7 protein-coding genes are annotated in these 11933 nt (G+C 43.4%); all 7 read right to left on the bottom strand.

Annotated elements, in window-relative coordinates; all coding sequences use genetic code 11:
* Positions 1 to 94 precede the first annotated feature (94 nt).
* Positions 95 to 583, bottom strand: a complete 489-nt coding sequence (locus tag EL17_RS01935) for a CHY zinc finger protein (protein ID WP_240485917.1) — start codon at positions 581 to 583, stop codon at positions 95 to 97.
* 22 nt (positions 584 to 605) lie between these two features.
* Positions 606 to 1751, bottom strand: a complete 1146-nt coding sequence (locus EL17_RS22445; RefSeq protein ID WP_084166082.1) for a PAS domain-containing sensor histidine kinase — start codon at positions 1749 to 1751, stop codon at positions 606 to 608.
* A 233-nt stretch (positions 1752 to 1984) separates the two neighbouring features.
* A complete protein-coding gene (gene hxpB, locus EL17_RS01925; protein ID WP_051719732.1) occupies positions 1985 to 2632 on the bottom strand; it encodes a hexitol phosphatase HxpB in 648 nt (215 codons plus the stop codon).
* 22 nt (positions 2633 to 2654) lie between these two features.
* Positions 2655 to 4547, bottom strand: a complete 1893-nt coding sequence (locus EL17_RS01920; RefSeq protein WP_035069333.1) for a tetratricopeptide repeat-containing sensor histidine kinase — start codon at positions 4545 to 4547, stop codon at positions 2655 to 2657.
* Positions 4548 to 4767: 220 nt separating this feature from the next.
* Positions 4768 to 6858, bottom strand: coding sequence for an alpha-L-fucosidase (locus EL17_RS01915; RefSeq protein WP_035069330.1), 2091 nt, complete (start codon positions 6856 to 6858; stop codon positions 4768 to 4770).
* 39 nt (positions 6859 to 6897) lie between these two features.
* The gene (locus tag EL17_RS01910) at positions 6898 to 9180 is read right to left on the bottom strand and encodes a GH92 family glycosyl hydrolase (protein ID WP_084166088.1); all 2283 of its coding nucleotides are present in this window, start codon (positions 9178 to 9180) and stop codon (positions 6898 to 6900) included.
* A gap of 126 nt (positions 9181 to 9306) precedes the next feature.
* Positions 9307 to 11676 carry a glycoside hydrolase family 3 N-terminal domain-containing protein gene (locus tag EL17_RS01905; RefSeq protein ID WP_035069327.1) on the bottom strand — a complete coding sequence of 790 codons (2370 nt, stop codon included), beginning with the start codon at positions 11674 to 11676 and terminating at the stop codon, positions 9307 to 9309.
* Positions 11677 to 11933: the final 257 nt, after the last annotated feature.

Genomic DNA, 11933 nt, shown 5'->3' with positions numbered 1-11933 from the left:
AAATGAAAAGGCATATGGCAAAAACCCATGGAAAGGTCCTTTTCATCATAAGAACCATTAAGCTATAAAAACTATATAATATATTATATGAATGTTATTTCATATGATCATTGACCTCAAAATATAAATAATAATGATTACTGCATCCCGGATTAAAATGGGAGGTACAATGTGGGCAGATATTACCTGATGCCATATAATCTTCTATGCTCAGCTCTTTGCGGCAAACCCCGCATAAAATCGCATTTTGGTCAAACTCCGACCTGGGCCAAACCTGATGTTCATGGTCAGTTTCTTCTTCATGACATGAAAAACAGGGATAATACCTATTACAGCACTTAAACTTAATGGCAATAATATCGAGATCCGAATGCCAATGAACACACCGTGTCTGGTCATCAACGGATTGGCCATAGACATTAACCCCTCCAATGTTTACAAGGTTAAAGGGCTCCTTTTTCGTCTGCTGTGCCATAGTACTGTGGATTAATAGCATGTTCATGCTTGCCAACAGTACTGATATAATTATCCTACTTACCTGAGGCAATCCGTTTATCCGGAAAACCACCTTTACAAAATGCATACTGAAATCATTTAATAAAATGCTATGGGTTATTTAAAAAAAATAATTTAAACGTGGTGTTTTCTCCTACTTCACTTTCCACTTCTATCCTTCCTCTCATGGCTTCGATCTGTGTTTTGATGATATATAAACCGAGGCCCCGGGCATTTTTATTGCCGTGAAAAATCTTGTACATTCCAAACAATTCATCTTTGTACCTTTCCACGTCAATACCGATCCCATTGTCCTTAAAAGAGAGGACGGTGTACTTTTCCTGCTCATCCCATCCTATATCAATGGATAAAGGACGGTCAGGAGATTTGTATTTTAAAGCATTGGTCAGCAAATTTAAAATGATACTTTCAAAATAGGCGGGGTTAGTGTACAACTGCGCTTTTTTATCAAAATCATAGTGGATGGTAGTATTGGCTTCTGTGACCAGTATTTGGATACTTTTCACTATCCTATTTATCTCATGCTGTATGTTAAAATAGCTTAAAGGTAAATTGGTCTGTGATTGGATGGCTATTATGCTATTAAGATTATGAAGTGTTTCATCGAGATTGCCTGCGGTCTCCTGAAGAATGGACCACATTTCTTTACTGTTTTCTATGTCTTCTTCATTTCCCAAATCTATGATGCCTATAATATTGGCGACGTGGGACCTTATATTATGGGAAATGATATAAGTGAAGTTCACCAGCCTTTTATTCTGTTCGGCTGTAACTTCTACCAAGCTCTGCAGTTCTTCCTGTTTGATGATCAGAGGGGTGATGTCATGGCCTATACATAAAATCTCCGCAGGCTGGCCCTCATCATCCATTAACACTTTAAATTCCCACTGAGTGGAAAGCACTCCATTAGGCACTGGTTTTCGGAGAATTACCCAATGGGACTTTTCAGGATCTTCAAAACATTTTATGACTGTTTCTTTACAAACCTCATGGTCTACAGGCATGATAAGGCTCAATGATTCTTTGCCCAGATAGTCCTCTTCCCTTATACTTAACATCTTACAGAAGAAAGGATTCATGTAAGTATAATTCCCATTCAGGTCGGTTTTTATGATATAGAATGAATTATTTTCAATAATGGATCGATAATAATCATTGTCTTTTGCAATCTGATCATATATCCCTTTGGTACTATCGGTCAAGTCTCTCTTTTCTGACATAAATATTGATATCATTTATGCTATGATTATAGCAAATCGTGTTAGGGTTAGGCGGAATACACATATAGTTTATGACTAACACCTTATCCTCTTTAAATTACACAAATAACCGTAATAAAAAGGGTGCAAACAGTTTATTTTCATAAATTAATTATGAAAACTCATTTCAATCCCTTAGATTCTAGTGCAGGTATCTATCAGCTAGTGGCTAATACTTTTACTTCTAAAACTGCCTTTAAGGGTTCATGTTACAGAAATGAAGACATGTTAAAACAGTTAAAATCAGTTAAGTGATAATCGGCTATATCAAATGTTAGTTCTGTATTACCATTGGTAAAGGCCACTACGGCCATACCGGCACCTTTTGCTGCCTTCATACCTGAATAGGAATCTTCTATGGCCAGGCACTGAAAGGGCATAAGGTCAAGTTCTGCCGCTGTCTTTAAATAAATAGCAGGATTAGGCTTACCTTCCGTCACGCATTCAGCAGCTGAAACCACATCCACCAATTCCGATACGTTCAGCTTTTGCAGTACAGTGGGGATTATTCTTCTGGGTGAATTGGTGGCTATACCTATTTTATAACCTTCTAATTTTAATTTGCCCATAACATCCTCTATCCCACTGATCTGACAGCATTCTGATTCTATCAATTCGATAACATGGGATATCACCCTGTTTTCTACCTCTTCAAAACTTACATCTTGCCAGGGATGATAGTCATACCAAAACTTAGTGACTTGACTAGTAGTCATTTTCTGAGTTTTCAGCGCAAGTGCTTCAGTCACCTTTACCCCCAAAGCGCTGAAAACTTCTTTCTCCGCCATTTTCCAAAAAATCTCAGAGTCCACTAATACACCATCCATATCAAAAATTACCGCTTTGTACTGCATCATGATTGCTTTTAATTATTTGATTCTATTGCAAAGGCAAAAATAAACCTACTTCCACACCCTCACCAGTAATATTCCTTACCTCCATTCTTCCCTTGTTTTTCAGCATGTATTTCCGGGTCAGCATCAGGCCTAGACCTGTTCCCCTTTGTGATTCGGAGACAATTAAGCCATCGTTAATTTTCCTCAAGATTTCTGGGCTTATCTCTTTGCCAGGATTGAATATCATCAACCCCATCATATCATCTTTTTTGCTACTGGAAATTGAAATTATTTCTCCTTCTGGTGTAAATTTAATAGCATTTGCGATTACATTTCTGATGCCAATCATCATCATATAAGGGTCCGCATAGAGGTTAGGAAAGTTCTCCAGATGTAAATGTACAGAAATGGATTTTTCTCTTATGGCAGTGTCCAAAAAATCAATACATTCCTGTACATGGCCGGTAAGGTTTACATATGCAGGCTCCCACCTTTCTCCTGTCATCTGATTCATGGCCCAGTGAAGTAGGTTCTCCAAGGATACATTGAGTTGTTTAGCTTGAACACTGAGACGGGGAAGAAGTGCTTTCAACTCTTCCAAACTAAAATAGTCATTACTGGCCATTTCAGTCACAGTAGCAAGTGAAAGGACCGGGCCTTTGAGATCATGACCCAGAATTTTAAATATTATCTGCTGGTGGGCACTCAGTTCGGCAGATTGGGCAGCCAGAACCTCTATTTCTTTGTTTTTTCTTATCAGAAGCAAATTGGCTTTGCGAGCCTTACGGCCGTTTCTGTAGATAAAGTAAGCGGTTAGGAATAATAAACAAATAAATACGATCAATATAGAAATTATAAACAATCGGCGAAACGCCAACGTTTCTTGATCCACTATTTGCTTGTCCAGTAGTAGCTTTTCTTTTTCAAACAAAGAAGATGCTTCTATCCGGGCAATTTCAAGGTTGTGTGTTTGCTTATTCAGTGTATCTACCACGGCCTGATACTGTCGGGCAGCTGAAAGCGATTCTTTATAATCTCCAAGCAATTCATATAGATCAGATATAGCAAAAAGGGCATCAGCTTTTGTTTGGGTAGATTTTGATATATTGGCTGCTTCCAAAGATTCATTTGCGTATTTCAGTGCTTCACTATAATCCTCTGTATAGGTATAGAATCTAATCTGACTCGTCAGTGCGTAAGCCAAATTGGTATAATCCTTTCCTTTCCGTGCCAGGTGCAGCCCTTTATCAAAGTATACCTTAACCGAATCGATCATTCCATGCCTACCAAATGTATTTCCTAAATTTAAGTAGACATTGGCCAGGTCATCTATATTTTTTTCAGCTTGCAGCATGGCGATAGCTTTATAATAATAAGGCAATGCGTCATAAATATTAGTATGTAGGTTTTTAACATTGGCATAGTTAAGGTAAAAATTTGCCAAAACTATAGGACTCTGCTGTCCATCACTCTGGTCGATAGCAAGCTGGTGATAATATAGCGAATTGGTTATATCTTCCAGCTGTTCATATACCAATCCGATGTTATTGCTCAAACTTGCTACCTTGTTATTATCCTTTTCCTGCATCCATAATTCCTGAGCCCTGATATAGTATTTGACGGCCTGGGTATAATTCCCTTTTTGGTAATGATAAACGCCTATATAGGAATAGCTGTTGGCCATTCCCTTATTGTAGGATATGGCCCTGCTCCCAAGCAATATCTTTTCAGATAAATATAACATAGAGTCTAAATGATGCCCCTTAAAATCAAAAATCCGCTCGGAAATATGATCTATTTCATACCGCTCCAAAGCTATTTCAGAAGGGTCAAATGCGTAAACAAATTGATGGGTAAAATCTAGACTTTGGGCTCGAAGGTGAAATACGCTTAAAGAGATGAGCACTAGCAGTGTGCTGAGGAAAATCCTATTCATGGCGATTAAAATTGCGCCCTAAAATAGCGGAAAAATTTTTTTAATTTTAAACTTTAACTTTCAAAATTCACCAACTGCACAATGGAAACATATTTACTAAACCTGGTATAAGTAAAAGGCTGTCAGCTTAATCATATAATATATAGAGATAATCCATAATTGGAAAAATCTAAAAAATTCTGATCAATACATCAATGCTTTTCAAACATAGCCTATCACCCTATTCCGTAATGACCCCAACTTCTGCAAAAGATGCATTTTTTCCATCAGTAGTCCTCTTGGATTCCAGGCGGATATATCGCGCATTCACCTTTCTGTCCAATGTTATCCTTTGGAGAATAGGGCTGTTCTCTATGTTCCCAAATTCTCCTTCTGCCACCAGCTCCCAATTTATGCTGTCCCTACTGGTATAAAAGCGGTATTCTTTTATCACACCGGAGAGATAGCGTTGCTGCATAGGGGTATAAGTAAAGCCCATCAGCTGTAATGCCTGCCCCAGATCTAGGGTAAGCCTATCGTCCTGACTGCTATAATGGGTATTTATGTTTTCATCTATGGCCTTGTTTCCTTCAGTACCTGCTTCCAGAACTTTCCAATCTCCTTTCGGCATATCAAAATACTGGCTACCCGCATCACTGGATCGGCCCTGTACCTCATCAAAGGTGATGGCTTTAATCAGAGCGGGATATTCAGGTTGGAAAGGGGCCATATAGCGCTGACTGTTCTGGCCGGGCGTAGTACCGTCGGATGTATAAAATATAACCAGACCTTCTTCTGGGGAATTGATGCTGACCATCCCTTGTACATCTCTACTGATGACGGGGGCCTCCATCATTTTAGGGGCATGGAACATACGCAGACTGGAAATCAGGGGAGAGGATTTAGCATCCAATATATTTAGCCTCAGGGATGTTCCTTTGGTATCCTCCAACCTCAGCAACCTCTTAAAACCGATGGTGGTTTCGGCAGCGATTTCCGTCCATTGGCCATCCTGTTTTACCTCCACGGTAAATTTTTTCACCCTTTGGCCGAGTGGTATATATTCCTGAATCCATAGCCGGTTAAATGTCAGTTCACCATCAAAATCCACTTCTATACTGCCTTGCCGGCTATCTGCAGGGGCTGCCCAATAGTTACCTCCCTGACCATCCAGCACATTGCCGGCCTGATAACCCGCGCCTCTGTCGGTGGAAGCTGTGGCGCTTTTCCCGGCGATAAGGTCGACTGCAAAATCCTCTTTAATCTTGGAGGCCATTTTCCTAAGGGCCATTACATCATTTTCGTGTATGAGCCCCCTTTTGTCCACGGGAAAATTAAGGAGCAGGGAACTGTTCCTACCGATACTTTTATAGTAGATATCCATCAGTTGGCTTAGGCTTTTGACTTTGTGGTCTTCATAGGCATGATAATACCAGCCAGGCCTGATGGATACATCTGCCTCTGCCGGAACCCAATGGGTACCGTTCTCTTGACCTTTGGCATATTTATCGCCATACTCCGGCATACCGGCATAGACGGAATCTCTCAATAAGTTAGACCAGGTAGTGGGATAGGCATGCCCCTCTTCATTCCCTACCCATCGTACATCCGGGCCGGCGTCTCCGAATATGACGGCATCCGGCTGCAGTTTTCTTACCAGCGCAAAGGTATTTTCCCAATCATAATACGATTTCTTATCCACTCTCCTTTCCTCGTTGGCACCCCCATAATACCCGGTACCGCCATTGGCCCCATCAAACCATACTTCGAATATATCTCCATAGTTGGTCAAAAGTTCCTCTAACTGCAGACGCATATAAGTAATGTATTCAGGTTTGCCGTAGTCGGCATGGTGTCGGTCCCAAGGAGAATAATATACCCCTAATTTAAGCCCGTACTCCTCACATGCATCTGCCAGTTCTCTGATGACATCTCCTTCCCCATTTTTCCAAGGGGAGTTTTTCACTGAGTGCTCGGTATATCTGGAGGGCCACAGGCAGAACCCGTCATGGTGTTTGGCCGTGATGATGACTCCCCTCATGCCGGCATCGGCCATTTCACGGACCCATTGACGGGTATCCAGTTCGGTAGGGTTAAACCGGTCTGGACTTTCATCTCCGAGTCCCCATTCCATATCAGTAAAGGTATTGATACTGAAATGCACAAATCCGTAAAACTCCATCTCCTGCCAGATAAGTTGGCGCTGAGAAGGTACAGGTGTCTCCGCTTCGGGCGCAACTATTGCCTCCTGGCAAGACAGGGTGAATAACATGGATGCCATTAAAACAACTTTGGAAACATTTGGCAACTGAAAGTGGAAATCCTGTATCATCATCTAATATGGTATATGCCCATAGGCAGATTTTTTGTCTTATTGAATTACTGACCGCGCGCGGTCTGCCACCTCTACCCCCCATCGGGTGGAGGGTTCAGGTCCCATCACAATCTCAAGCTTACCCCCTTTCATCAGATCGGCATGATGAAAGTAATTTTTGGTATAAGGATTTCCGTTCAAGTTCATTTCCTGTACGTATATGTTTTGAGGGCTGTTATTCTGGACCAGAATCTCAAAAGTCCTGTTGTTTTCCAGATTGATTTTGGCACTGTTCACCAAGGGACTTCCAAAGACATAGGTACCGTTGGCCGGGTTGACCGGATAGAAGCCCAGAGCAGAAAGCACATACCAGGCAGACATCTGTCCCACGTCTTCATTGCCGCTCAGGCCGTCTATTTGGTCTGAATAGAGGGTACTCATGATTTGGCGGGTTTTTTCAGCTGTTTTGTACGGCTGTCCCGCATAGGCATAAAGATAAGTGATATGGTGACTGGGTTCATTGCCGTGGGCATATTGGCCGATCAGGCCGGTAATATCACTGGAAGCTTCCTCCCCCATATCGCCTTCTACTATAAACAGGCTATCCAGCTTGCTGATAAAAGCCTCCTCACCGCCCAGCAACTCCATCAGCCCTTCTACATCATGGGGCACCAGCCAGGTATACTGCCAGGCATTTCCTTCACAGAAATCATCTTTCATATGCCGGGACACCAAAGGACTGAAAGGGGTTCTCCATTCATTTTCCCCTATCCTTCCCCTCATAAAGCCCGTGTTTTGGTCAAAATAGTTTTTGTAATTGTCTGCTCTATTCATGAAATAAAGATAATCGTCCTCCTTGCCCATATCTTTGGCCATCTGGGCTATGCTCCAGTCAGCCAAGGCATATTCCAATCCACTGGCCACAGTTTCCACATCTTCATCGGCTGGTATGTAACCCAGATTCTTGAGAGACTTCAATCCGCCCTCATCACGCATAGCAGTAGCTTTAATGGCCTCATATACTCTGTTTTTGTCCAGAGGGATTCCTTTAAGGTACGCATCCACCAGTACTGGAACGGCACTGTAGCCTACCATGGTATTGGTTTCGTTTCCCATTAGGTGCCAGACGGGCAGTTTTCCCTGTTGGTCAAAAATATTGAGCATGGTCTGAACCATATCCGCTGCCCTCTCCCTCTGGGTGATGGTATAAAGCGGGTGTGCGGCCCGATAGGTATCCCAGAGGGAAAATGTCGTGTAGTTGGTAAAACTATCGTCCTCATACACTTCCCCATCCGCACCACGGTAGGCCCCGTTCACATCATTGAAAATGGACGGTGCGATCATCGTATGATAAAGGGCAGTATAGAAAGTCCTCATCTGCTCCGGTTCGGTGAAATCTACCTGAATCCGACTCAGTTCCTTTTCCCATTTATTATTGGCCTCTGCCACCACCCGGTCAAAATCCCAATGGTCTAGCTCAGCCTCCAAATTTTTGATAGCATTTTCATAGCTTACCGGGGAAATACCCACTTTCAAAAGTATTTGCTCTCCTTCTTCAGTTTCAAAATAAGCGACTGCTTTCACTTTTTTACCTTTGCGGCTGTTCCCCTTTACTACCTGTCCATCCTCATGGGTATCAAAGGAGGAAAAAGGTTTTGAAAATTTAGCGGCAAAATAGACTTTTTGGTTTCTGGCCCATCCTGCAGAGTACCGGTACCCCACTATCGTCTGTTCGTCCAAAGCCTCCACATAAGTCTCTGTGGACCTATCCGCAATCCCTTCTTCCAGATCGAATATCAGCTGGGCCTCTTGGGATGCAGGAAATGAATAACGGTGAAATCCTGTCCTTTCTGTAGTGGTCATTTCAGCTTCTATGTCATATCGATCCAAATGAACGCTATAATAGCCAGCTTTGGCTTTTTCCCTATCATGTGAAAAGTAGGAAAAATAACCTGTCTCAGGCTTTTCTGCTTCACCCTTTTGAATATTTACTCTGCCTATGGCTGGCATCACCAGGATATCACCTAAATCACCGATGCCCGTCCCGCTCAGGTGGGTATGGGAAAAACCAATGATGGTGGAATCTGAATAGTGGTATCCTGAGCACCAATCCCAGCCTTTGGTAATGTTTACCGGACCCAGTTGTACCGCGCCGAAGGGTACATTGGCCCCCACAAAGACATGGCCGTGAAAGCCTGACCCTATAAAGGGATCTACATAATCCGTAAGTGAACCGGTAGGGACATCCCTATCGCCTGTAGCGGCATTTTCCTGACATGCGCCCAAAAGCATCATCCCAGCCATTAAACCAGTGCAAATTTCCAATTTTATTTTTATCATGATTTTATTATTGCTTTTATTATCAGGGCAGGCTTTCGTCATGCAGATAGGATATCCCCTATCTGCTGCCCCATCAACTCGCTATCGGAGGCTTATCAGAATGCCGTATTGATTACCATACTAGATTTACCTTAATTCAAACTTTTCTTTCAATCTGATATCCCTCGATGAGGCTCCTACCATAAGTTCAAAATCACCTGGTTCTACCACCCAGTTCATTTCCATATCCATTAACTGCAGATCTTCTTTGCCCAATATAAAGGAGAAGATTTTCGATTCCCCTACTGGAATGGAAGCCCGCTCAAACCTTACCAGCTGCTTCACCGGACTGACAGTAGAACTCACCAAATCGCGGATATAAAGCTGCACCACTTCATCACCTTCCATCTGCCCTGAGTTGGTAACAGTGAACTGTACAGATACGGCCGGATCTTGGGCATTACCTTTGACTTCTACCTGAAGATCTTGATAGTCAAAGGTCGTATAACTTAGTCCATGGCCAAAAGCATACAATGGTTCAGCGCTGGCTTCCACATAATCGTGTTTCGAGGGAACCTTATAATTATAATATACCGGAAGCTGCCCCACTGAAAGCGGTACGGAAACAGGTAAACGTCCTGCGGGATTATAGTCTCCGAACAGCACATCTGCGATCGCATTGCCACCTTCCTGCCCAGGATACCAAGCCTCCAGGATAGAAGGGATATGTCCAGCGGGCCAGTTGAGTAAAAGGGGCCTGCCTTTGATCAACACTAAAACCACAGGAGTACCGGTAGCCTGTATGGCCTGTAACAGTTTCAATTGATGCCCCATTAGGTCCAGTGACATCCGGTCATAGCCTTCACCGCTCTCCATATCACTGACGATCTCATTTTCTGACTGGCTGACCCGTGCCGCCCCGGTATCCTCATGCTGGATGGAAAAATCTCTGGCACTGCTGCCCCCCAATACCACTACAGCCACTTCTGCAGCTCTTGCTGCAGCTACAGCAGCCTCTATATCCTGCTCGGTGGTATCTCTGATCGCCACTCCTTTTACGTATTCCACCCTGTCCACTCCTAATTTCTGTTGTAGCCCTTCCAGTACAGTCACCACATTACTTTCAGGCTGGGGAGCAGTGTAATCGCCGAGTTGGTTATAAATATTGTGCGCATTAGGGCCGATGACTGCTACCTTGCGGATATCCTTGTTTAAAGGTAGAAGGTTTCCCTCATTTTTAAGCAAAGTAATAGAAGCCTGGGCAACCTGTCTGGCCAGCTGCACATGTTCCGGTTTTCGAACCTCCCTTTTGGCTTTTTCTGGATCAACGAAGGGATTCTCAAATAGCCCCATTTCAAACTTTAACCTTAAGACATTGGCTACCGCTTCATCGAGCATAGCTGAACCTACCCATCCTTTTTTCACGGCAGCTATAAGGTTACGGTCAAAACCATTTCCGCCCAGGTCGGCATCCACACCTGCACGTATGGCCAAACTAGCTGCTTCTTCTCCCGAACCGGCCACCCGATGGCTGCCTCTCAGACCGCTGATGCTGCCCAGGTCCGACACTACAAAACCTTTAAATCCCCAGTCCTCCCGTAATACTTTGCGGAATAGGTAAGGATTTGCCGTACTGGGAATACCATCTATAGAATTATAAGAGGTCATGATGGATTTGGCCCCTGCAAGGATAGCTGCTCTAAAGGGAGGGAAGTAACTTTGGTGAAGTTCCCGCAAGCCTACACTAAGACCAAAACCATTGTGGCCGCCTTCCGGCACACCATAAGCGGCAAAATGCTTCAGGGTAGAAGCTACGTTTTCACCCGACATAAGATCACTTCCCTGAAAGCCCGTGACCATGGCAATACCCATACGGCTGTTAAGATAAGGATCCTCTCCGTATGTCTCTTCCACTCTGGACCATCGGGGCTCCCTTGCCAGGTCCAGTACAGGACCATAGCCGATATGGCCACCCTGCAGGCGTGTTTCTTTGGCGATTACTTTGGCCATTTCTCGGATCAACTCCGGATTCCAGGTGCTTGACTGTCCGATAGATGTAGGAAACACCGTGGCTCCTATGGCCATATGTCCATGGGGCGCCTCTTCAGCTAAGATCAAGGGAATGCCCAGCCTTGTATGGTTGATGACAAATTCCTGGATAGCATTGGTAGCATGGGCTGCCTGTTCTGGGTCCAGGCCGTTAGCCAGGGTCTTTTGCGTCCAGGGGTCTGCCCGTAAGGTAGCCCATAGAGAGCCTATATGCCTTTCCCGGACAGCCTTTTCCAATACCTCGCTGTAGGTCGCCAAGTCCCCACTGTTATCATACATCTCCCAGCCCAACAAAGTAGACAGCTGCCCCACTTTTTCTTCCAAAGTCATTCGACCTATCAGATCATTGATGCGCGTATCAGTGTCGAGTGTCTTATCCTGATAAGGAAGGCCTGTCTGCTGACCAGCGGCATTGGTAAATAAACCTATAAGAAATACTAAGCCTATGAATGTATACTTTAGAATCATTTTATTTGTATGTACGTATTTAATCTCAAATTTTAAAACAATGCTGCTAGCCTTTAAAAATAAGTAATTTTAAAATAGCTCAAACAAACCTTTGCACCTATACTATCCCATGGTAGGGAATGCTTTCCCTACTGTTATTTCATGGTTTCTTTACGCTTTGGCCTCACACACGGTAAAATTTTTTAAACCTAAATATTAGAGCCAAGAATTAACCCCACCCATTATTAGCATGCAAAATCGATTAAGCATGATTTAGC

This window comes from Anditalea andensis (assembly GCF_000714815.1).
GTDB lineage: Bacteria > Bacteroidota > Bacteroidia > Cytophagales > Cyclobacteriaceae > Anditalea > Anditalea andensis.
Note: the sequence above shows the minus strand (reverse complement) of the source record. Positions and strands in the feature narration are given on the sequence as shown.

What these genes read in the sequence shown, in the direction of transcription:
- EL17_RS22445 (WP_084166082.1), bottom strand. Translation starts at nt 1,751, where the DNA reads ATGATATCAATATTTATGTCAGAAAAGAGAGACTTGACCGATAGTACC.
- EL17_RS01910 (WP_084166088.1), bottom strand. Translation starts at nt 9,180, where the DNA reads ATGATAAAAATAAAATTGGAAATTTGCACTGGTTTAATGGCTGGGATG.
- hxpB (WP_051719732.1), bottom strand. Translation starts at nt 2,632, where the DNA reads ATGATGCAGTACAAAGCGGTAATTTTTGATATGGATGGTGTATTAGTG.
- EL17_RS01915 (WP_035069330.1), bottom strand. Translation starts at nt 6,858, where the DNA reads ATGATACAGGATTTCCACTTTCAGTTGCCAAATGTTTCCAAAGTTGTT.
- EL17_RS01905 (WP_035069327.1), bottom strand. Translation starts at nt 11,676, where the DNA reads ATGATTCTAAAGTATACATTCATAGGCTTAGTATTTCTTATAGGTTTA.
- EL17_RS01920 (WP_035069333.1), bottom strand. Translation starts at nt 4,547, where the DNA reads ATGAATAGGATTTTCCTCAGCACACTGCTAGTGCTCATCTCTTTAAGC.
- EL17_RS01935 (WP_240485917.1), bottom strand. Translation starts at nt 583, where the DNA reads ATGCATTTTGTAAAGGTGGTTTTCCGGATAAACGGATTGCCTCAGGTA.